This is a genomic window from Salinicola halophyticus (assembly GCF_003206695.1).
Taxonomy (GTDB): Bacteria; Pseudomonadota; Gammaproteobacteria; order Pseudomonadales; family Halomonadaceae; genus Salinicola; species Salinicola halophyticus.
On the sequence record NZ_PZJN01000008.1, the window covers coordinates 191,775 to 212,492 of the forward strand.

Here is a 20,718-nt window from a genome sequence, read left to right on the forward strand (position 1 = left end):
CGGATCCAACTCTGCGTGCCCCGCTAACAGCTCCCTGCCTGTAAACCGGCTCGTACATTCGAGGCTTGTCATTGAAGACTCGCACACTGCCGGCTAGCGCGGTGTCGGCTCGTATATGGGAAGTGCCTAGATAAATACGGATAGGCTCGGCGGCCGGGATGATGCTCAACCGTCGAGATGCCGGATCCACTGGCGTACGCGCCAGCGTTGCAATCGGTTGGCGTAGCGCTTGGTATCCAGCGATACCGGCACCAGCGTGCAAGCCTCGTCGTCGCTCATATGGAGACGGAAACGACGCTCGGCACCGATCGGATGATCTTCACTGCCGTAGATGGCCACCACGCGGATATCGAGAAAGTGGAAGACCGTATCGTCCGTGGGCCGATCATGATCGAGTGCTACGTCATGGACGCTGCACAGACGTCTCAGAATCGTTTCGAACGTTCCAACATGACTGAAACTGCCGGGCAGCATGGGGCCCTGACTGGAACGCATCCCTTCTTCACCCTCCTCGCTCTTTGCTGGGGAAGAATCAGAATCCTCGGAGTCGGACCCGTTCTGCCGATGATCGGCCTCGAAATCGATCATGTCGTTGGTCAACGACCCCTTGCTGGTGTGCAAGGTCACGATGATGTGTTCCAGGAAGATTGGCTCGGAACTCATGTTACTGATCAGACAGAGCGCGGAGAGATCGTTGCCGTGACCACGATTGATGATGATCCGCGGACGCCGGGTGCGGGCAAAGTTTCGATAAAGAATCTGGGCGTAAAAAAACCAGACGAAGAGCGTCAGTATGCTCGTGATGGCGCTGATGGATTGACTATGTGCGGACAACCATTCCATGGTCGTGATTAACCCCTACCTGCGTGACGAAAAACGCTAATGTAAGCGACAGCGCTGACAAGCGATATAACGTAGTTTGCATGACGGGATCGATGGAATGGCCGATCGACTCAGGCCCCTAGCTACAAATCCTGAAACCAAAAACACTGAAACACGAAAGGCGGGCCTGGCGGCCCGCCTTCAACTTACCCGTTCAAGCCCGGACTCCTGTCCTTTCATGACGTCTTCCTGACGAAAAGCGGCTTACGGTAATGCTTGAGCCTGACCACCATCGTCCTGATGCCGACAGGCCGGCAGTCATCCTTGACTGCGACTCCAACTCATCCGTGTATCCCTTCACCCATCCTTGGGTGTGATGAGTCAGCTAACGAAGCCAAAGTTATACAAGAGTTGTTTTTCCGTCAAGACTTTTGCGAAACTTTATTGCCGGATGACTCTTTGTAAAGCCGTCCTGCTACTAGTCCTCTTCCCCGACACTGTTCGCTGGCCCTGCCATGCGCAGAGGGCCGGCTGACTGAAGCGAGAAGATAAGAAACGATGGCGAACGATCATCGAACCGTTCGACTCTCTGTTCAATAGGAGGGGAAAATCGACGGAAGGACGCCGATTTTCGAGGCACCTGTCCATACCCGCGCCATGAAACCCAATGTCTGAGGACAGAGGGCGCACAACACATCAGCCGGTTACGCGCCAACTCTTTTCAAGCCCTGAGCCTTGCGACTCATTCCCTGGCCCATGCCACTAACCAGCGCAACGCGCAAGTCCCTTGGTCACGTCCCTGCAGCAGCCTTCACGAAAAGAGTTGTGACAGATGTTAGATCAATACATTACAGACGGCAAAGCCGCGTACAAAATAAGTCCACCCCTCGCGACGTACCTGCCCCGATCAGCGAACCATGGTAAGCAATAGATTCTGATACGGACTGCACAAGCTGTTCGACAAGCGCCGTATCGTGGATTGCACGAGGTCGTTGACGCGGTCATCGTGGCAGCTCGTGGCTCGTGGCTCGTAGCTCGTAGAATGGAACAGCGGGAACAGCGGCGGGGCCAGGCTATGATAAAAGACACGATGAGAGGCGTGCCTAGGGGGTGGCAGGTGCCGGGCCGATAAAGCCAAACAAATAGGCATATAAATTATTTTTCTTATTACCAAAAATAAAATTGCGCTATTCTACGGTGCTCTGCTGGGCGAATAGATGGCGCCTCTCTTGCATACATCTCCACTCGAAGGGTCTTGATCTCATGTCAAAACGTTTGCTGAAAAGCACTTCACTCCGCCGAGTCACTTTGGCCATGGCGCTGGGGTTGTCGACATCACTGGGCGCCGCAGTGGCGCAAGCCGATACCCTCCGGGTAGGGATGTCTGGGGGCTACTATCCGTTCACCTACGTCGAGCACGATGATCTCAAGGGGTTCGAGGTCGACCTGATGAATGCGATCGGCGAGATCACTGGCGATGACGTCAAGTTCGTCACGGCAAGCTTCTCCGGGCTGGCGGGCATGCTGGATTCCAATCGAATCGATACCATCGCCAATCAGATCACCATCACGCCGGAACGTCAGGAGAAGTACCTGTTCAGCACCCCTTACGTTTATGACGGTGCCCAGGTCGTGGTTCGCAAGGGTAACGATGCCATCAAGGGCGTCGAGGATCTCAAGGACAAGACGGTCGCCGTCAATCTTGGCTCCAACTATGAGCAGTTGCTCAACGAACTACCCTACGCGGACCAGATCAACATCAAGACCTACGATTCCAACATCGAACAGGATGTCGCGCTTGGCCGAGCCGATGCATTCGTCATGGATCGGGTCAGCGCGTCCCAGGTCATCAAGGACAAGCCGCTGCCGCTCCAGTTGGCTGGTCAGCCTTTTTCCAAGATCGAGAATGCCTATCCCTTCCGCGATGACAAAGCCGGCAAAGCACTCCGAGATCGTGTCAACGACGCCCTCGCGAAGTTACGTGATAGCGGCAAGCTGGGCGATCTTTCCAATAAGTGGTTCGGATCCGATATCACCCAGCCGTGATCGGTACCGAGCATCGCTGGCCCATGACGCCGATCGACGTCATGGGCCTTTCCATTATTTGAAGTCGCCAGCCGCGGAGCGCCAAGGCCTATGCACGCCCTCGATTTCGACTACATGCTGGGCCTGGTGCCCATTCTCCTGAGCTATCTGCCGCTGACTCTGGAAATGGCGGCCGCCGGTATGGCCTGTGCACTGGTGCTGGCCTGTCTGCTGGCCGTCATCCGGGTAACCCGCGTTCCCGGCCTCAACGCGTTCGCCCTGCTGTTCATCTCGTTCTTTCGGGGCACGCCACTGCTCGTTCAGCTGTTTCTGTTCTACTACGGGCTACCCCAGGTGCTGACCTTTCTGGTTGCGATCAACGGTATCACCGCCACCATCCTCGGCCTGACACTGCATTTTTCAGCCTATATGGCGGAATCGATTCGCGCGGCGATCGTCGGCATCGATCGTAGCCAGACCGAAGCCGCGCTCTCCATCGGCATGACCCGAGCGCAACTGATGCGGCGAATCGTGCTGCCCCAGGCGACCCGTGTCGCGACGCCGACACTGATGAATTACTTTATCGACATGATCAAGTCGACATCACTGGCCTTCACCCTCGGCGTCACCGAGCTGATGGGCGCAACCCAGAAAGAGGCCGCCGGGAGTTTTCTCTATTTTGAGGCCTTCCTGGTCGTCGCGGTGATCTACTGGATCGTGGTCGAAGCGCTCTCCTGGATCCAGAAATGGCTGGAAAAACGACTCAATCGGGCTTATCAGCGATGATCGAACTCAAGGGTATCCGCAAGCAATTCGGCGACCATGTCGTCTTCGACGAGATCGACCTCAGCCTGGACCGCGGTGAGATCATCGTGATCGTCGGGCCCTCGGGGACCGGCAAGTCCACGCTGCTGCGCTGCATCAACTTCCTCGAGACGCCCGACGCCGGCCACCTGACCGTCGGCGATCTCAGCTTCGATACCACTCGCGCCACCCAAGATCAGATCCTCGCGCTCAGGCGACGTACCGCCTTCGTGTTCCAGAACTACGCTCTGTTCGCCAACAAGACCGCGCTCCAGAACGTTGCCGAAGGGATGATCGTGGTCGATCGCGTCCCCAAGGCCAAGGCATACGCCAGGGCGCGCGAGATTCTCGAGCGTATCGGCCTGGCCGACAAGGCCGATGCCTACCCCGCCTCGCTTTCCGGCGGCCAGCAGCAGCGCGTGGGTATCGGTCGGGCAATGGCCGCCAATGCCGACGTCATTCTGTTCGACGAACCGACCTCGTCGCTGGATCCGCAATGGGTGGAAGAAGTGCTCGGCCTGATGAAACAGCTAGCGGCCGAGCATCAGACCATGATCGTCGTGACCCATGAAATGCAGTTTGCCCGCGAGGTCGCCGACCGCGTGGTGTTCATGGATCAGGGTCGGATCATCGAGCAGGCGCCGCCCGCGGAACTGTTCAGCCAACCCAAGGATGAACGCACGCAGCAGTTCCTGCGCAAGATCCTGGCAGCGAACGTCGGCTGATCGACGCCCGCCGCGCTGGGGTCAGCGCCTTGAGGACGATCTTGAAAAAGTGCTCTTAGAGGCTTTTGAAAACCCCGGCGCGCTGATCGCGAAGAAGCGTTCGACCACGTCGTCCCGCACGGGTGGGGTCAGGCACGAGACGACCACGAACAGTGGCAGATTGACCATCAATCCCCAGAATCCGGCGTGAATCCCCAGAGGATTGGGCCAGATCAGCGTGAACGCCAGCGTGACGCTGAACCCGCTCGCGATCCCGGCCAGTACGCCCCACCGCGACGCGCGGGTCCACAGGAACATGCCGATGAACGCCGGCAGCACCTGCGTCGCGAACCCCAGTCCGACCAGCAGGATCATGATCAGGTTGCTCGGTTCACTGATCGCCACCGGCGCCACGATCAGCGCCATGATCGGTATCAACAGGCGCCGGGCCAGACGGGCGGTGGTCGCTTCACTGAGACGAAACAGGGGTTGAGCAATATCCTTGGCATAGGCCATCGACACCGAATGCAGAAACGGTTCGCAGGAGGACATCGCCGCGGCCAAGGTCCCCGCCCCCAATAGCCCTACCAACCAGCTCGGCAGATGCTGCAGGGCGTACTCGAGCGCCACGGTATCCGCTCGATCGAGGTTGGGCAGCGCGGTGATCCCGATGAACCCCACCACCACCATCGGCAGTACGACGATGTAATAGGTCGGTAGCCAGGTGGCGCTGCGCCGGATGGTCTCGGCCGAGCGCGCGCTCATCCACTGACTCCAGACCGGCGGCATGAACGACAGCATCGATACGATGATCGAGGTGGTCCAGAACGCGAAGCTCATCTTGCCGTCACCGCCAGGCAGGGTCAGAAAGGCGGGCCGTTCACTGGCCAGCCGATCGAAGACACCCGCGAAGCCCAGCTCGCCGGTGGCGTGATGCGCCGCCCACAGTCCGACCGTCCAGGCCACGACCAGCATCAATATGCCCTGAAAGGCATTGGTCAGGCCTATCGCTCGCTGACCGCTGACGTAGAGATAGATCGCGATGACGCCCAGAATCACCACCACGCCCGCCCAAACGGGGATGCGCCCGCCACTCATCACCGACAGGATATAGGCCGAACCGATAGTCTGAAGCACCGCGTAGGCGAGCGAGCCGATCGACATGACCAGCGCCGCCAGCCCGCCAAGCAGCGGGCTCTGGTAGCGATCGGCAATTGCCGCGCCTTGAGTCACGTGGCCGAAGCGCTGACCGAAGGCCCATACCTTGGGACCGCAATACCATGCCACCAACGCCAGATAGGAGAGATAGATCACCACATAGAAGACCGCCACCCCCTTGCTGTAGGCCCAGCCCGGCGCGCCCATGAAGGTATAGGCGCTGATGCTGCCGGCAGCGATCAGCAGATAGAGCGTGACAGGCCCCATGCTGCGCCCGGCCACGCCCCACTCCTCCAGGCTATCCATGACGCGCCCGCCTCGCGCCCGCAAGCCGATGAACAGCGCAATGCCGATATAGCCCAACGTGATCCACAGCGGTAACAGACTAGTCGTCATGTGAAGAGGCCTTGAGCCAACGGTTGGCGATCAGCATGACGAGCCAGCAGCCCAGCACGATCAAATAGGTCCACACGGCAATCCAGGGCAATCCCAGCCAAAGTCGCGGTTGATTGAGCCAGCCGATCACCGGCCACAGGCCTAGAGCGATCAGCCCCACGAACATCAGAGTCAAAGTCCACCCCATCCCTGAACGCGGACGGACGACAAAATGTTTCATCGAGATGCTTAACCTTTGAAGATCCAGCCGTTGAAAATCCGGCTTTTTGAAAAATCCAGCCCTGGGAGAATCAGGCGTCGTAAAGCGCGGCGCGCGCATAGAATAACGCATCGCGATCGGCAGTCTGCACCCTGCGTCGTATCGCTGTAGCATTTTCTCTTCTAGTCTAGTGACGCGTCACCCGCCGGGTGTCCTTTTGCCTGAGCGCTATCTACGGTGCCTGAGCACTCATCGACGATTATTCAGCGACGAGCTGCGCGACAGGGATCAGTGCGTGATATCGGTAGCCGAACAATACGAGGACAAACATGAAAGGGAACCACCTCAGTCTACGCGAGTGGCTGCAACATACGGCATCGGCTGGCTATATCGCCAAAGGGCTGATCTATCTGACGATCGGCTGGTTGGCCCTGCTGACTACGATAGGTCTTGGCGGCAGCGAAAGCGGGGCCTCGGATGTCATCCGCAAGATCGCGCTGTGGCCTTTCGGGCGGGTATTGCTGGCCATACTTGGTCTGGGACTGATCGCTTACGTGCTGTGGCGTCTGGCCCAGGCGGTCTGGGATACCGAGCGCAAGGGCAACGACTGGAAGGGCTGGATTCAACGACTGGGATTCGTGATCAGCGGTAGCCTATACGTCACGCTCGCTTGGCAATGTGCGACGCTGGTGTTCCAGAGCTTCGCCCAGTCGCAGAGCAGCGGATCCTCGCAAAGCACCGAACGTCTGATGGGCCTCCCTGGCGGGCGCTGGCTACTGTTGCTCATCGGGCTTGTGTTCATCGGCGTCGGCATCCATCAGCTGATCCGCGCCTGGAAACGCTCCTATCGCAAGAACTGGCACCTGCAGAGCCGGCCCAACCCTCCCCTGCCATTGCTCGAGGCCATCGCGCGCCTGGGCCTGGCGGCTCGTGGCGTCACCTTCGTGCTGATAGGGGGGTTGCTGGCGCTGGCGGCCTGGCGTCTTTCGCCCAGCGATGCTCAAGGTCTCAGCGCCGCGCTGGATCTGCTGGCTCACCAGCCTTTCGGGGATTACCTGCTGGGTGCGGTCGCAATAGGGCTGATAGCGTACGGTGGTTACTGCTTCATCAATGCCGGCTATCGCCGGGTCAGACATCCCAAGAATTGACCCTGAAGAGCTTCCGCCGACCGATGCCACTGCGTGTTGACTTGAGAAAAGGCGAAAAAAAGACCGCCGAGGCGGTCTGAAGTCGATCGACGCAGCTAACCAAGCAACACGCCGCCCGGAATGCAGCGGCGTCGCGGGATAGCTCCTGGCTTACTGCGGCGCGCCTGTATTGAGTGGCTCGCTGTTGACGGAGTCCTTGCCAGCCACGCCTTCCTGATCACTGCCGCTCATGGGCGCGCTGTTGTCCATCGTGGGTTGCATTGCGTCGGCATTGCCATGGCTGGGCATGCCCTTCACCATCCCGTCACGGTTAGCGCTATCCTTGCTCGCCATCCCCATCTGATCACTGCTGCTGTTGGGCGCACTATCGTCCATGGCATTGCTAGCGGAAGACGTATGTGACGAAGAAGACATCCCATTGATCATCGCATCACGATTGGTGCTGTCCTTGCTCGCCATGCCCATCTGATCGCTGCTGCTGTTGGGCGCGCTATCGTCCATGGCGGTCTGTGCCACGGATGCACCGCTCAACATGACCAACATCAAACCGGTAGCGAGACCGAAACGGCGGCTAGTAGAGATTTTCATAAGAGGCTCCTGCAGTATCGATGATCGAACGTGGCGTCACGTCCGAGACGTTCCCTGACAAAGCGGCGTTGGTCGCCTGTCAATGAATACGCCGACGCATCGAGTTCAGATGCATGCCCCTCATTCAATCTTCTCAGCCCAGCATCAGCGCGCCACCGGCGGCGGCGATGGCAGCGCCGATCCCGCGCAGCCAGCGGCTGTCTCGCTGCATCAACCAGTTGCCGGTGAAACGCCCAACCAGCGTGATGGCGACGCTGGCAATGACGAAACCGAGCGCATAGAGGGCCGCCGAGGCGCCCGGTGCCAGTTCGCTGCCGTGAGCGTGGCCGTGCAGCAGAATGAACGCGAACACCAGCGATCCGCCCAAGGCGCTGGGCAACTTGACCAGGCTGGCCAGCAGTACCCCTGCCAGCAGAACGCTCGATGCAATTCCGAACTCGACGCCGAGCAGCGGCACGCCCGCCCAGGCGAGCCCGGCACCGGCGACCATGCCCAGCGCGATCAACAGCGGCATGGCTCGACGCAGCGCAGGCGCCTGACGGCAGCTCCACAAACCGATCGCCAGCATCGCGAGCAGATGGTCGAGGCCGGACAACGGATGCATCAGCCCGGCAAAGAAGCTTCCACCGTGGGTATGCGGCAACGGCCCGGGATGCGCCAGGGCCGCCGACGCGACCAGCAACGTCAGCGGCGCGGCCAGCCAGGCCAGACGACGAGCAGCGACAGAGGATGAAGTCATGACAGTTCTCCTTGGATCGTACGGCTATTGGCGTACGAATATTGAGTTTACGAATATTGTATGCACCGAACGCAACGTCAGTTGGCAGTCAGCAGTGCTTGGTCCTGGATGGCACGACAGGCGTCACCGCGCCGTTCGGGCAGCATGCCACGATCGAGAATGAAGCGAACGATGGTCTCGGCACCGACACCGTCGTGGAGGTTGGTGAAAACGAAGGGGCGTTCGCCGCGCATCATCTTGGCGTCACGCTCCATGACATCGAGCGAGGCGTGAACGTAGTCGGCAATATCGATCTTGTTGATGATCAGCAGATCCGACTTGGTAATACCCGGCCCACCCTTGCGCGGGATCTTGTCGCCGGCAGAGACGTCGATCACGTAGAGCGTCAGATCCGACAGTTCGGGACTGAATGTGGCGGCCAGATTGTCGCCACCGGACTCCACCAGCACCAGTTCCAGATCCGGATGCCGCGCGTGGAGATCATCGATCGCCGCCAGATTCATCGAGGCGTCCTCGCGAATCGCGGTGTGCGGGCAGCCCCCGGTCTCCACGCCAATGATCCGATCCGCTGCCAGCGCGTCGTGGCGCAGCAGGAAGTCGGCATCCTCACGGGTGTAGATATCATTGGTGACCACCGCGATATCGTAGTGGTTGCGCAGCGCCAGACACAGCTGCTTGAGCAGTGCCGTCTTCCCTGAACCCACCGGGCCACCGACACCGACGCGTAAACAGTGCTTCATCGTACTCACCTCTCCTTGCCTACTCTCAACTGCGGAACAGCCGCGAATACTGTGTTTCATGCAGGGCGCTTGCCAGCGCCAGCCCCGGTAACACCGGGCCCAGCTCGGTATCCGTCAACCGGTTGGCGGTGTCGACCGCGCTGGCAAGCTCGGGACGCAGCCGCTCGACCAGCCGCTGGGCCGCCGTCTGCCCCAACGGCAGCGCCTTGCAGGCCGCCGCAAGCTGATTCTCGAGCCACGCCCAGGCAAAGCCGAGCTGGGCATCGGCGACGGCGATACCGCGCCGATGGGCCAGCCAGGCAAACAGCGTGACGTAGGCGGGTCGCTGGGGTAACCAGCCGGAGGCCGGCAGTAGGTCGAGATCGCCCAGCAGACGCGCCAGGGCTTGCCCCAGCCTCAGGTCCTCCTCCGCCAGCTCGGCAGTCTCGCGGGTGGCCTGGAGCCAGTCGTTCCAGTGCTGCAATGTCTCCCGGTCCTCGTCTGCCCAGGCCGTCTGCAGTCTGGCCAGAACCGGCAGCTCGCACGACGTCAGGCCATCCTCGATCACGCCCGACAACCAGGCGCCCAACCCCTCTTCGTCGTTCACCCAGCCCAGCTCGAAGGCGCTCTCCAGACCCTGAGACCAGGCAAAGGCACCGATCGGCAAGGCCGGGCTGACCAACTGCATCAGCCCCATCAGCGCCAACGGATCGCGCGTCGACTCGGCCGCCATCACTCAAAGCTCATGCTTGAGACCGTCGCGGTGCGATAGATGGTGCTGGAAATCGTAGACCTGGGCGTGCCGCTGCCCATGGCCGTGCACCGGGTCATGAGGATGGTCGTGGGCATGGCCTTGAAAATGACCGTGAGGATGGTCGGGAGAATGGCCGTGGGACTGACCAGAATGCTCATGCCCTTGCCCGCCTCCGGAGCCGGATGCGGACCCATGATCATGGCCATGGCCTTCGGCATAGGCGCCGGGCTCAGGATCGAACGGCGCCCGGTGGTGTTCGAGCGTCGCCCCGAGTCTCGTCGCCAGGGCCTCGAGCACATGGTCCGGGGGGAATCGTACCCAGCCGCCCGCCTCGTCGCCGCCGATCGCCAACTGCACATGGCGATTGCCCAGGTGGTAACAGAGCCGAGCCTGGACCAGACCGGCCGCGGTCTTTGCCGTCACCACCGGTTCGTCGGCCGCTCGGACCGCAACGATTTCGCCCGTCTCGGCGCGCAGCAGCGCCCCGTCGCGAAGCACCGGGCCACGATCCAGGAAGAGACCGATCTCGCGGCCGTTGTCGCTGACGGCCTTCAATCTTCCCCGCATCCGCAGTTCGAACGGCAGCGTCACGCTGTCGACGGCAACGGCATCGGATGTCGCCTCGAGCCGTTCAATCAATTTCCACATGTCTGTCTACCTCGTGATGGCCGGATACGGGACTCGGGATGACCTCGATATAGATAACCGAAAACAAGCCCGGCCGGCAGATGAATAGTCGAATCAAAAAAGGTGATAACGCTGAGCCAGCGGTAACTCGGTCGCCGGTTCACAGGTCAGCAGCTCACCGTCCGCGCGAACTTCATACGTCTGCGGATCGACGGTCAGGTGCGGGCAGGCGTCGTTGAGTTTCATGTCCTTCTTGCGCACGTCTCGCACCTGCCTGACAGCGGAGAGTTCACTCTCCAGCCCCAGCCGCGACTTGATCCCGGCGTCCAGCGCCGCCTGGCTGACGAAGCTCAAACGCGTCGCACTGGCGGCCTTGCCGAAAGCGCCGAACATCGGCCGATAGTGAACCGGCTGCGGCGTCGGGATCGACGCGTTGGGATCGCCCATCGGCGCGGCAGCGATCATCCCACCCTTGATGATCAATGCCGGCTTGACGCCGAAGAAGACCGGATTCCACAGCACCAGATCCGCCAGCTTGCCGACCTCGACGGATCCCACTTCGTGGGCGATACCGTGGGTCAGCGCCGGGTTGATGGTGTACTTGGCAATATAACGTCGCGCGCGGAAGTTGTCCGCGCCGAGCGCTTCGTCTTCCGGCAGCAGGCCGCGCTGGACTTTCATCTTGTGTGCGGTTTGCCAGGTTCGGCAGACCACCTCGCCGACGCGTCCCATCGCCTGGGAGTCGGACGCGATCATCGAGATTACGCCCATGTCGTGAAGAATATCCTCGGCCGCGATGGTCTCGCGGCGGATGCGCGAATCGGCGAAGGCCACGTCTTCGGGAATGTTGGGATCGAGGTGGTGGCAGACCATCAGCATGTCGAGATGCTCGTCGATGGTATTCACCGTGTAGGGCCGCGTCGGGTTGGTCGACGACGGCAGCACGTAGTCCTTCGAGCAGGCAGTGATGATATCCGGCGCGTGACCGCCCCCGGCCCCTTCGGTGTGGTAGGTGTGAATGCCGCGTTCCTTGAACGCCGCCAGGGTGTCCTCGACGAAGCCGGATTCGTTGAGCGTGTCGGTGTGGATTGCCACTTGCACATCAAAACGCTCGGCCACGCTCAGGCAGTTGTCGATCGAGGCCGGCGTGGTGCCCCAGTCCTCGTGCAGCTTGAGCCCGATCGCCCCGGCGACGATCTGGGCCTCTAGCGCGTCGGGCAGGCTGGCGTTGCCCTTGCCGAGCAGGCCAATATTCATCGGCAGCGTATCGATGGCCTGCAGCATCTTGCCCAGGTGCCACTCCCCCGGCGTGCAGGTGGTGGCGTTGGTCCCGGTCGCGGGACCGGTGCCGCCACCGAGCATCGTCGTCACCCCGCTCATCAGCGCTTCCTCGACCTGCTGCGGACAGATGAAGTGGATGTGTGCGTCGATGCCGCCAGCGGTCAGAATCTTGCCCTCGCCGGCGATGATCTCGGTACCCGGGCCGATGACGATTTCGACGTCAGGTTGCACGTCCGGATTCCCCGCCTTGCCGATCGCCGCGATCCGCCCTTTCTGCAGACCGACATCCGCCTTGACCACGCCCCACCAGTCGAGAATCAGCGCATTGGTAATGACCGTGTCCATCACCGAATCATCGTGACGCTGGCTCTGGCCCATGCCATCGCGGATGACCTTGCCGCCGCCGAACTTGACCTCATCGCCATAGACGGTCGCATCGCTCTCGACCTCGATCCACAGCTCAGTGTCGCCCAGTCGCACGCGGTCGCCGACGGTGGGGCCATACATGTCCGCATAAGCCTGTCGGGTGATCTTGACCATCAGTTCGCTCCCCCTTCGTCGCCGTTATCATCGCGTGCCCTACGCGCGTCCTGCGTGTCCTGCGCAGCCTTGGGCGCATTGGAAGGCGGCGCATTCGAAGGCGGCGCGTTAGCGTTATTTCGCGCGGCTGTGGGCGCGTTAGAAAGCGACGCGTTAGAAAGCGAACCCATGACATCACCGCGAAAGCCGAAGACTCGCCGCTCGCCGACGTAAGGCACCAGTGTCACTTCACGAGTCTGGCCCGGCTCGAAACGAATGGCCGAACCGGCCGGCACGTCGAGGCGATAGCCCCGCGCCTTGGCGCGATCGAACGCCAACGCCGGGTTGGTCTCGGCGAAATGGTAGTGAGAGCCGACCTGAATCGGCCGGTCACCGGTATTGGCGACATCCAGCGTGATCGTCTCGAGGCCCGCATTGAGCTCGATCTCGCCATCCTGAATCTGCATTTCACCGGGAATCATCGGTTTCCCCTTTTATCGATTCTTGTCCTGTGGAGCGACGTTTCCGCTGTCTGATCGAACGCAGCCGCGTCAGACGATGGGGTCGTGAACCGTGACCAACTTGGTACCGTCCGGAAAAGTCGCCTCGACCTGGACCTCATGGATCATCTCGGCGATGCCCTCCATGACATCCTCGCGAGTCAATATTTCGCGGCCATAGCTCATCAGATCGGCCACGCTGCGCCCATCCCGTGCCCCCTCCACGATCTCGAAGCTGATCAGCGCCACCGCCTCGGGGTAGTTGAGCCTGAGCCCGCGCGCGCGTCGTCGCTCGGCCAGTTGCGCCGCGCTGAACAGCAGCAGCTTGTCTTTGTCTCGGGGTGTCAGTTCCATATCGATATCCTGTCTGTGAGCTACTAGCTACGAGCTACTAGCTACGAGCTACGAGCTACGAGCTACGAGCTTTGCAATGTTGCGCCGGCTTCGGGGCGCTGTAAAAAACTGACGCCGGCTTCGGGGCGCTGTAAAAAGCCATGCGCCGGCTTCGGGGCGCTGTAAAAATCTGACGCCGGCTCCGGGGCGTTGTAAAAAAGCCATGCGCCGGCTCCGGGACGCTATCAAAAACGCGACGAACAGCGGATTTTGGATGATCACGTTCGCCAGATCCTCGGTTCGCAGACCTGGCGCCCGACCAGCAGTGGTCTGAGGCAAGCCCAGGCCGCCCGACACAGGGCCCACGCCTCATTGCGCGAATCGCCAAGATAACGCAGCAGCAAGACACCGTGGCGCTGGGTCACCGCCCAGTTCGTCGCCGCCGGCAGCGCCGCGCGAATCGCGTCCACGGCGTCCTGCGTCGAAGGCAGTCCGGCCGCCCACAGCGTTGCCTGCACCGTCGCCCCGCCTTGCCCCCAGCGGCCCACGAAACGCGGGTGCCGTGGATCCAGCGGCTGACGCTCCAGCCATAGCGGACGACCGTCGTGAATCAATCGAAAGCGCTGCTCGATACGCCCGCTCTCGAACGGCAGATGGCTGGCCGGACGCCCCAGGGCCATGATCTCCCACCCCAGGCAGCGTGCATTTCCCTGTAGCCGGATCTCGGTCTGCTGCTCGCCCCGGGAGCCATCGAAGGCGATGGTTTCCTGCGGCAACCACTCAAGCATCGCGCCGTCCTCGACGCGGAATCGATTGATCTGGGACCAGGCGACGGCGTGACTGTCCGCTCGATAGAGCTTGGTCGCCGCCGGCGTGGTCAGCACCGCGTGGGCAGCCTCCTGGACACTCACATCGACTTTCAAGGCATCGCCGCTGACAAGGCCACCCGGCGGATGCAGCAGATAGATGTGGCAGGGATCGGACTGCCCCGCCACTCGGGACTCCGGGTAGAACGGCCGCTGTACCCGCAGCGGCCCGTGATGACGCGCGCGCATGAGCCGCGTGCGCGTTGCTGCTGACGTCGCCTCGGGCATTGCCGTGGCCATTACCGTGGGACGGGCGGCAAACTCGAGCGACAGCGAGGCGTCCCAATGCCGGCTCGCATCGAACCGATGGCCCGAATCCGCAGGCGCCGTTCGCCAGTGGCGTGAAAGGTCTGCCGTCATACCGTCAAATGTCGCTTGATCAATTCGTCACTCAGTTCGGCAATATCGCCATTGGCCACAGCCTGGCCGCGGTCCATGATCATGAACCCGTCGGCGTATTGGCGCGCGAACGGCAGCTTCTGCTCCACCAGCAATACCGTCAGACCATCTTCGCGATTGAGACGACGGATGACCTCACCGATCTGGGCGACGATGTTGGGCTGAATGCCCTCGCCCGGCTCATCCAGAATCAGCAGCCTCGGGTCGAGCACCAGCGCCCGGCCGATGGCCAGCTGCTGCTGCTGACCGCCGGAGAGATCGCCGCCTCGACGATAGCGCATCTCCTCGAGCACCGGGAACAGCTCATAGATTCGCTCGGGAATCCTGCGTTGCCTGTCTCTCCTCGCCGGCAGGCCGATACGCAGGTTTTCCTCCACCGACAGCGTGGCGAATATCTGGCGCCCCTGCGGCACGTAACCGATGCCCAGGCCAGCCCGTGCTTCCGGGCGACGCTTGAGCAGGTCTTCGCCGTCGAAGCGAATCGCCCCACTGCGCGCCGCCACCTCGCCCATGATCGTCTTGAGCAGCGTCGTCTTGCCGACGCCGTTACGCCCCATGACGCAGGTGCAGCGCCCGGCGGGCACGTCGAGCGACAGGTCGCGGAGAATGTGACTCTCGCCGTAGTACTGGTCGAGCTTGTCGACGCTGAGCATCAGGCTGCCTCCTCCTCGTCGCCGCCGAGATAGACCTCGATCACCCGCGGGTCGCCGGCGACCTCGTCCATGGTGCCTTCCGCCAGCACGCTGCCCTGATGCAGCACCGTGACCTGCCGGGCGATCGAGCGCACGAAGCCCATATCGTGTTCGACCACCACCACCGACTGCTTGCCTGCGAGCCGCGTCAGCAGCTCGGCGGTACGGTGCATTTCTGGCTCGGTCATGCCGGCGACGGGCTCGTCGACCAGCAGCAGCCGGGGTCGCTGCATCAGCAGCATGCCGATCTCGAGCCACTGTTTCTGCCCGTGGGAGAGCACGCCGGCCAGGCGGTAGCGTTCCGAGGTCAGCCCCGTTGTCTCGAGCACTTCGTCGATCCGGGCCTGGCCTTCCCGATCGAGGCGGGCCAGCAGGGTCTTCCAGATTCGGCGATCGCCGGCCATGGCCAGTTCCAGGTTCTCGCTCACGTCGAGCGCCTCGAACACCGTCGGCTTCTGGAACTTGCGGCCGATCCCCAGGTTGGCGATCTGCGGCTCGTCCAGCGTCAACAGGTTGTGACGACTGCCGAACCAGACCTGGCCCTGATCCGGCCGGGTCTTGCCGGTGATGATGTCCATCATCGTCGTCTTGCCCGCGCCGTTGGGGCCGATGATGCAGCGCAGCTCGCCGTCGTCGATGGTCAGATTGAGCCGATCGATGGCCCGGAAACCGTCGAAACTGACGCTGACGTCCTCGAGATAGAGAATCGGACCGTGACGGACATCCACCGGCGACTGCGCCGGCGCCATGAAGTCGAACACCCGATCCGGACGCGCGAGTTCCCGCAGACGCCCCAAACGGGAGGACTTGTCGAGAGTGCTATCGATCGCGCTCATGCGCTGGCCTCCTGCTTTTCCTGCCGATCTTGCTGTTCCTGCCGATCTCGGCCCCCTTCGTGATCCCGTCGTTTGCCGCGCCACTGCGAAATCACCCCGGCGATACCCTGCGGCAGCAGCATCGTGACCAGCACGAACAGCCCACCGAGGATGAACAGCCAGGCATCCGGCATCGCGCCGGTCAGCACCGTCTTCAGATAGTTGACGACCAGTGCGCCCAGCAAGGCGCCATAGAGCGTCGCCCGGCCACCCAGCGCCACCCACACCACCACCTCGATGGAGAACAGCGGCGCGAAGGTGCTGGGGTTGATGATCCCGACCTGAGGCACGTAGAGCGCCCCGGCGACGCCGGCGATCATCGCCGACACCACGAATAGCGCCAGCTTGACGTGATCGACCCGATAGCCGATGAACCGTACCCGCGCTTCGGCATCGCGCGTCGCCATGCTGACCCGGCCGAGACGCGACACCGTGATCGCCCGGCATAGCCAGAACGCCAGCAGCACCGCCATGCCGGAGGCTACGAACAGCGCGACGGTCATGCCTTCGCCGCTCAGCGAGAAGCCCAGCAGTTCGTAGAAGCGGGTCAGCCCGGTGCTCCCACCCAACCCCATTTCGTTGCGATTGAACGCCAGCATCAGCGCAAACGTCAGCGCCTGGGTGATGATCGAGAAGTAGACGCCGGTAACGCGGGAGCGAAATGCCAGCCAGCCGAAGACCAGCGCCAAAAGGCCAGGCGCCAGCAGGATCGCCAGCGCCGCCACCGGGAAATAGCTCATGATCGACTGCCATCCGGGTAGCGGCGAGGTCTGCGCGTTGAGGTAGAGCCCCATGGCATAGCCACCGAGCGCAAAGAACGCGCCGTGCCCCAGACTGAGGATGCCCAGATAGCCCCAGATCAGATCCACCGCCAGCGCCAGCAGCATGTACGTGAAGTACTTGCCCAGCAGCGCCACCGTGGCCCCACTGACGTGAAGAGCATTCGAGTCCGGCAGCGCGTTGAATATCAGCACCGCCAGCATGCCGACGATCAGCACCAGGCTGGTCAACAGCGTCGAGCGGGAGAGAAAGGCCTGACGGGAACGATCGCCACGCCCGAGGTTGTCGGTCAGCGTCATGAGATCCGCCCCTTGGGTGCGAAGATGCCTTGCGGGCGCTTCTGGATGAACAGGATCACGCCCACCAGCACGATGATCTTGGCCAGCACGGCACCGACCCAGGGCTGCAGCACCTGATTGATCACCCCCAGCGACATCCCCGCAACCAGCGTTCCCCAGAGATTGCCCACGCCACCGAACACCACCACCAGGAAGGAGTCGACGATATAGCTCTGGCCCAGGTTCGGCCCGACGTTGGTGAGCTGGGACAGCGCCACGCCGGCCAATCCGGCGACGCCCGCCCCCAGCCCGAAGGTCAGCATGTCGACGCGGCTGGCGCGCACGCCCATGGCGCGGGCCATTGCCCGGTTCTGGGTCACCGCACGCACCTCGAGCCCCAGCCGGGTATAGCGCATCAGCGCCCATAGCCCGGCGAAGACCACCAGGCAGAAGAGCAGAACGGCCAGACGATTGAGCGTCAGCGACAGCGCCTCGTTGATCTGCCACGCCCCTTGAAGCCAGTCCGGCGAGGCCACCCGGCGGTTGAGCGGTGAAAACACGCTGCGGACCAGCTGCTGCAGGACGAGACTGAGACCGAACGTCGCCAGCAGCGTCTCCAGCGGTCGGCCCTTGAGAAAGCGGATCACGGTGCGCTCGATCACCACGCCGAACGCGCCCGCGACCAGGAAGCCGCCGGGAATCGCCAGTGCCAGCGCCAGCCCCGGCTGACCGGGCAGCGCCTGCTGGATCATCCAGGTGGTATAGGCACCGATCATGATCAGCTCGCCGTGCGCCATGTTGATCACGCCCATGACACCGAAGGTGATCGCCAGACCGATCGCCGCCAGCACCAGTATCGACCCGGCGCTGAGGCCGAAAAACAGCGTCTGCGCGCGGTCGTACCAGGTCCGCTTGCTCTCGATACCACCGAGTACCGACTGCGCCTCGGCGGCCAGTGCCGATTCACCGGCGGCGATCGGCGTCAGGGTATTGCGCACGCGGGTGTCGAGATTGCCGCGAAGCGTCTCGAGCGCATCGGCATCGCCCTGCTGCACATCAAAGAGCGCCAGTGCGACATCCAACTGGCCGCGAACCGACTCGCTCTTCTCCTGGTCGCGCATCTTGCGCACGCTGTCGGCGCTGTCGGCCGTGACCTCGCCGATCAGGCGACTGGCCGCCGATAGCCGTGATGCCTCGTCACCGGCGCTCAGGGAGAGCGAGGCCAGCAGCCCCTCGAGCCGCGTGCGCAGGTCGTTGTTGATCTTGAAGACATCGACCGTGCGCCGGGTGCCGGTGCCGGCGTCTTCGAGGGTGATGGCGTCGATGATCGGCCACTCGCGACCGCTATCATCGGTAATGATGTAAAAGCGCTCGCCGCGCCGCTCCTTGCCCAGGCGACCGTCGAGCAGCGCCTGCAGCCAGCGCGTCTTCTGCTCGATATCGCTGTCGGCGATCGCCTGAGCGGCGTCGCCCTTGGCCTGGAAGCTATTGGTATCGAGTGCCTCCAGTAGCGTCTTGGGCTCGGCAGGCGCCGCCGCGGCGGGCCGGGCGAGAACCGCCACCCAGAGCAGCAGCAGGCAGAGCAGCAGACACTCGATGATCAGGCGACCGAGAGAGCGGCCACCTGCTGAAGAATTCGGGGTCATGGTTCAACGCTCACGATGCGATGCTCGAATGAGATCCCGCACCGTCACACACGACGCGAGATCCACTGTCGTCGGCGCCCACGCCTACTCCTATTCCTACGACAACGGGCACCGACATCGATGGCCGAAGCGCGAGGGACACCCCTCGGCTCCGGCCGTGCTCATGCATGCTCTAACCTCAGTTCGCTCCCGGGCCGTCTTCGCAGGTCATCGACTCGACGTCGAGCTTGCCGCAGCGCAGCGGGGCCCTCCAGTCGCTGATCAGGTTCTTCGACTCCGGCAGGTAATCCGACCAGGCGTCGCCGGCGACGGTCGTCGGTGTGCGCCAGACTACGCTGAACTGCCCGTCGTCCTGGATCTCGCCGATCATCACCGGCTTGGTGATGTGGTGGTTGGGCATCATGGTCGAGGCACCGCCCGACAGATTGGGCACGGTCACGCCGATGATCGAATCCTTGACCGCATCGACATCGGTGGTGCCGGCTTTCTCGACCGCCTGCACCCACATGTTGAAGCCGATGTAGTGCGCCTCCATCGGGTCGTTGGTCACCGCCTCGTCGTTACCGGTATAGGCGACCCAGTCGTCGATGAAGTCGTAGTTGGCATCGCTGTCGACGCTCATGAAGTAGTTCCACGCCGCCATGTGGCCGACCAGCGGTGCGGTGTCGATGCCGGTCAGCTCCTGCTCGCCCACCGAGAACGCGACCACCGGGATGTCACCCGCCGAGATCCCCTGATTGGCGAGCTCGTTGTAGAACGGCACGTTGGCATCTCCGTTGATGGTCGACACCACCGCGGTCTTCTTGCCCTGGCTGCCGAAATCCTTGACCTGCGAGACGATCGACTGCCAGTCGCTGAAACCGAACGGCGTGTAGTTGACCATGATGTCGTCATCCGCGACGCCGTTGGCCTTGAGATAGGCCTCGAGAATCTTGTTGGTGGTGCGCGGATAGACGTAGTCGGTGCCCAGCAGCGCCCAGCGCTCGACGCCCTGACTCTTCAGATAGTCCACTGCCGGAATCGCCTGCTGGTTGGGCGCGGCACCGGTGTAGAAGATATTTTCGGAAGACTCCTCGCCCTCGTACTGCACCGGATAGAACAGCAGCCCGTTGAGCTCTTCCACCACCGGCAGCACCGCCTTGCGCGAAGCCGAGGTCCAGTTGCCGAAAATCACGTCGACATGATCGTCGCCGGTCAACATGTCACGCGCCTGTTCAGCGTAGAGCGACCAGTCCGATGCCGGGTCCATCACCACCGGTTCGAGCTTGCGACCGAGCAGTCCACCCGCCTTGTTCTGCTTGTCGATCAGCATCAGCATCTCGTCCTTCAGCGTCGACTCGCTGATCGCCATGGTGCCGGAAAGCGAATGCAGGATACCGACCCGAATCGGGCCGTCATCCTGCTGCTGGGCGACGGCAGCATTGCCAAAGCCGGCCAGCCCCAACGCGATGCTGGAGCCGGCTATCAACTTGCGAAGGGAGTTTGTTGTCATTGGGTTCTCCTGATCCTGGTCATGGCCCTTGATGATCGGCTTGATCGGCCCGGTGATCGAAAGCCCTGTGCGAGGACGCACCGGCAACGATCGGAGAAACCTATGCATTTTTCGTGCCTTGATCTCTTCGCACTCATTTTTTGTATACAAGGAACGAGAAAAGAGGGAGAACTTCGTCCAACGAGAAAGAAATTGGTGCAGAAAAAGACCCGCAAATCCGTCAGGACTTTCACGGTTGGCGCAGCAGGCGCCAGTCCGCCGCGGGCAATGCACCATTTTCGTGCTCGGAAGCGCATCGAAACCGGCAAGCGGCACATGAAGGTGCATAGTTAGGCGCATCAGAGAGGCGCACTGAAGAGGCGCACAGAGAAGCG

Annotated in this window: 20 protein-coding genes and 1 pseudogene; 4 read left to right on the plus strand and 17 right to left on the minus strand. The window is 62.1% G+C overall.

The features are described from left to right. Positions 1–165: 165 nt before the first annotated feature. Positions 166–843, minus strand: coding sequence for a hypothetical protein (locus tag DOM58_RS13835; protein ID WP_075563770.1), 678 nt, complete (start codon positions 841–843; stop codon positions 166–168). Between the two features lie 1,293 nt (positions 844–2,136). Between DOM58_RS13835 and DOM58_RS13840 the strand changes: the two genes are divergently transcribed. The 3 genes from DOM58_RS13840 to DOM58_RS13850 all read left to right on the plus strand — a co-directional run bounded on the left by DOM58_RS13840 (position 2,137) and on the right by DOM58_RS13850 (position 4,376). After that, positions 2,137–2,868, plus strand: a complete 732-nt coding sequence (locus DOM58_RS13840; RefSeq protein WP_245392280.1) for an amino acid ABC transporter substrate-binding protein — start codon at positions 2,137–2,139, stop codon at positions 2,866–2,868. Positions 2,869–2,958: 90 nt separating this feature from the next. Next, positions 2,959–3,633, plus strand: coding sequence for an amino acid ABC transporter permease (locus tag DOM58_RS13845; RefSeq protein ID WP_110693333.1), 675 nt, complete (start codon positions 2,959–2,961; stop codon positions 3,631–3,633). Further along, a complete protein-coding gene (locus DOM58_RS13850; protein ID WP_075562948.1) occupies positions 3,630–4,376 on the plus strand; it encodes an amino acid ABC transporter ATP-binding protein in 747 nt (248 codons plus the stop codon). The genes DOM58_RS13845 and DOM58_RS13850 overlap by 4 nt, the downstream gene beginning before the upstream one ends. A gap of 21 nt (positions 4,377–4,397) precedes the next feature. Here the strand turns inward: DOM58_RS13850 and DOM58_RS13855 are convergent, their stop codons facing one another. Continuing rightward, the gene (locus tag DOM58_RS13855) at positions 4,398–5,909 is read right to left on the minus strand and encodes a sodium:solute symporter family protein (RefSeq protein ID WP_075562947.1); all 1,512 of its coding nucleotides are present in this window, start codon (positions 5,907–5,909) and stop codon (positions 4,398–4,400) included. Further along, entirely contained in the window at positions 5,899–6,084 is a 186-nt protein-coding gene (locus DOM58_RS13860; protein WP_245392281.1) for a hypothetical protein, read from the minus strand. The genes DOM58_RS13855 and DOM58_RS13860 overlap by 11 nt, the downstream gene beginning before the upstream one ends. A gap of 353 nt (positions 6,085–6,437) precedes the next feature. Here DOM58_RS13860 and DOM58_RS13865 point away from each other — a divergent pair, with 353 nt between their 5' ends. Beyond that, complete coding sequence (locus DOM58_RS13865; RefSeq protein WP_110693335.1) at positions 6,438–7,256, plus strand: DUF1206 domain-containing protein; 819 nt, start codon at positions 6,438–6,440, stop codon at positions 7,254–7,256. 150 nt (positions 7,257–7,406) lie between these two features. Here DOM58_RS13865 and DOM58_RS13870 read toward each other — a convergent pair whose 3' ends face one another. From DOM58_RS13870 to urtA, 14 genes and pseudogenes are all read right to left on the minus strand, one after another. After that, positions 7,407–7,844 (minus strand): hypothetical protein, encoded by a 438-nt coding sequence (locus DOM58_RS13870; RefSeq protein WP_110693336.1) that lies wholly within the window; start codon positions 7,842–7,844, stop codon positions 7,407–7,409. 133 nt (positions 7,845–7,977) lie between these two features. Continuing rightward, complete coding sequence (locus DOM58_RS13875; protein ID WP_110693337.1) at positions 7,978–8,583, minus strand: HupE/UreJ family protein; 606 nt, start codon at positions 8,581–8,583, stop codon at positions 7,978–7,980. A 77-nt stretch (positions 8,584–8,660) separates the two neighbouring features. Further along, positions 8,661–9,323 (minus strand): urease accessory protein UreG, encoded by a 663-nt coding sequence (gene ureG / locus DOM58_RS13880; RefSeq protein ID WP_110693338.1) that lies wholly within the window; start codon positions 9,321–9,323, stop codon positions 8,661–8,663. Between the two features lie 25 nt (positions 9,324–9,348). Beyond that, on the minus strand, positions 9,349–10,035 hold the full coding sequence (locus DOM58_RS13885) for an urease accessory protein UreF (protein ID WP_110693339.1): 687 nt from the start codon (positions 10,033–10,035) through the stop codon (positions 9,349–9,351). A gap of 3 nt (positions 10,036–10,038) precedes the next feature. Beyond that, positions 10,039–10,704 (minus strand): urease accessory protein UreE, encoded by a 666-nt coding sequence (ureE, locus tag DOM58_RS13890; RefSeq protein WP_110693340.1) that lies wholly within the window; start codon positions 10,702–10,704, stop codon positions 10,039–10,041. Positions 10,705–10,797: 93 nt separating this feature from the next. After that, positions 10,798–12,504: an urease subunit alpha gene (gene ureC, locus DOM58_RS13895; RefSeq protein WP_075562940.1), complete on the minus strand. Its 1,707-nt coding sequence runs from the start codon at positions 12,502–12,504 to the stop codon at positions 10,798–10,800. A 158-nt stretch (positions 12,505–12,662) separates the two neighbouring features. Beyond that, positions 12,663–12,965 (minus strand): annotated as a pseudogene (locus DOM58_RS13900) (urease subunit beta); the annotation flags it as partial. A gap of 69 nt (positions 12,966–13,034) precedes the next feature. Beyond that, positions 13,035–13,337 (minus strand): urease subunit gamma, encoded by a 303-nt coding sequence (locus DOM58_RS13905; RefSeq protein ID WP_075562939.1) that lies wholly within the window; start codon positions 13,335–13,337, stop codon positions 13,035–13,037. A 257-nt stretch (positions 13,338–13,594) separates the two neighbouring features. Beyond that, positions 13,595–14,542: an urease accessory protein UreD gene (locus tag DOM58_RS13910; protein WP_110693342.1), complete on the minus strand. Its 948-nt coding sequence runs from the start codon at positions 14,540–14,542 to the stop codon at positions 13,595–13,597. Next, positions 14,539–15,234: an urea ABC transporter ATP-binding subunit UrtE gene (gene urtE / locus DOM58_RS13915; RefSeq protein WP_075562937.1), complete on the minus strand. Its 696-nt coding sequence runs from the start codon at positions 15,232–15,234 to the stop codon at positions 14,539–14,541. Before urtE ends, DOM58_RS13910 begins: the two co-directional genes overlap by 4 nt. Beyond that, positions 15,234–16,022: an urea ABC transporter ATP-binding protein UrtD gene (gene urtD, locus DOM58_RS13920; protein ID WP_425353398.1), complete on the minus strand. Its 789-nt coding sequence runs from the start codon at positions 16,020–16,022 to the stop codon at positions 15,234–15,236. Before urtD ends, urtE begins: the two co-directional genes overlap by 1 nt. A gap of 83 nt (positions 16,023–16,105) precedes the next feature. Then, positions 16,106–17,227, minus strand: a complete 1,122-nt coding sequence (gene urtC, locus DOM58_RS13925) for an urea ABC transporter permease subunit UrtC (RefSeq protein ID WP_110693343.1) — start codon at positions 17,225–17,227, stop codon at positions 16,106–16,108. After that, on the minus strand, positions 17,224–18,852 hold the full coding sequence (gene urtB, locus DOM58_RS13930) for an urea ABC transporter permease subunit UrtB (RefSeq protein ID WP_110693344.1): 1,629 nt from the start codon (positions 18,850–18,852) through the stop codon (positions 17,224–17,226). Before urtB ends, urtC begins: the two co-directional genes overlap by 4 nt. Before the next feature lie 178 nt (positions 18,853–19,030). Next, the gene (gene urtA / locus DOM58_RS13935; protein WP_110693345.1) at positions 19,031–20,344 is read right to left on the minus strand and encodes an urea ABC transporter substrate-binding protein; all 1,314 of its coding nucleotides are present in this window, start codon (positions 20,342–20,344) and stop codon (positions 19,031–19,033) included. Positions 20,345–20,718 lie beyond the last annotated feature (374 nt).

Excerpts from the sequence above, each read along its gene's own strand:
- DOM58_RS13910 (WP_110693342.1), bottom strand. The coding sequence starts at position 14,542 with ATGACGGCAGACCTTTCACGCCACTGGCGAACGGCGCCTGCGGATTCG.
- ureC (WP_075562940.1), bottom strand. The coding sequence starts at position 12,504 with ATGGTCAAGATCACCCGACAGGCTTATGCGGACATGTATGGCCCCACC.
- urtB (WP_110693344.1), bottom strand. The coding sequence starts at position 18,852 with ATGACCCCGAATTCTTCAGCAGGTGGCCGCTCTCTCGGTCGCCTGATC.
- ureE (WP_110693340.1), bottom strand. The coding sequence starts at position 10,704 with ATGTGGAAATTGATTGAACGGCTCGAGGCGACATCCGATGCCGTTGCC.
- urtC (WP_110693343.1), bottom strand. The coding sequence starts at position 17,227 with ATGACGCTGACCGACAACCTCGGGCGTGGCGATCGTTCCCGTCAGGCC.
- urtD (WP_425353398.1), bottom strand. The coding sequence starts at position 16,022 with ATGGCGCCGGCGCAGTCGCCGGTGGATGTCCGTCACGGTCCGATTCTC.
- DOM58_RS13850 (WP_075562948.1), top strand. The coding sequence starts at position 3,630 with ATGATCGAACTCAAGGGTATCCGCAAGCAATTCGGCGACCATGTCGTC.
- DOM58_RS13840 (WP_245392280.1), top strand. The coding sequence starts at position 2,137 with ATGGCGCTGGGGTTGTCGACATCACTGGGCGCCGCAGTGGCGCAAGCC.
- DOM58_RS13865 (WP_110693335.1), top strand. The coding sequence starts at position 6,438 with ATGAAAGGGAACCACCTCAGTCTACGCGAGTGGCTGCAACATACGGCA.
- DOM58_RS13870 (WP_110693336.1), bottom strand. The coding sequence starts at position 7,844 with ATGAAAATCTCTACTAGCCGCCGTTTCGGTCTCGCTACCGGTTTGATG.
- DOM58_RS13885 (WP_110693339.1), bottom strand. The coding sequence starts at position 10,035 with ATGGCGGCCGAGTCGACGCGCGATCCGTTGGCGCTGATGGGGCTGATG.
- urtE (WP_075562937.1), bottom strand. The coding sequence starts at position 15,234 with ATGCTCAGCGTCGACAAGCTCGACCAGTACTACGGCGAGAGTCACATT.
- DOM58_RS13905 (WP_075562939.1), bottom strand. The coding sequence starts at position 13,337 with ATGGAACTGACACCCCGAGACAAAGACAAGCTGCTGCTGTTCAGCGCG.
- DOM58_RS13875 (WP_110693337.1), bottom strand. The coding sequence starts at position 8,583 with ATGACTTCATCCTCTGTCGCTGCTCGTCGTCTGGCCTGGCTGGCCGCG.
- ureG (WP_110693338.1), bottom strand. The coding sequence starts at position 9,323 with ATGAAGCACTGTTTACGCGTCGGTGTCGGTGGCCCGGTGGGTTCAGGG.
- DOM58_RS13855 (WP_075562947.1), bottom strand. The coding sequence starts at position 5,909 with ATGACGACTAGTCTGTTACCGCTGTGGATCACGTTGGGCTATATCGGC.
- DOM58_RS13835 (WP_075563770.1), bottom strand. The coding sequence starts at position 843 with ATGGAATGGTTGTCCGCACATAGTCAATCCATCAGCGCCATCACGAGC.
- urtA (WP_110693345.1), bottom strand. The coding sequence starts at position 20,344 with ATGACAACAAACTCCCTTCGCAAGTTGATAGCCGGCTCCAGCATCGCG.
- DOM58_RS13845 (WP_110693333.1), top strand. The coding sequence starts at position 2,959 with ATGCACGCCCTCGATTTCGACTACATGCTGGGCCTGGTGCCCATTCTC.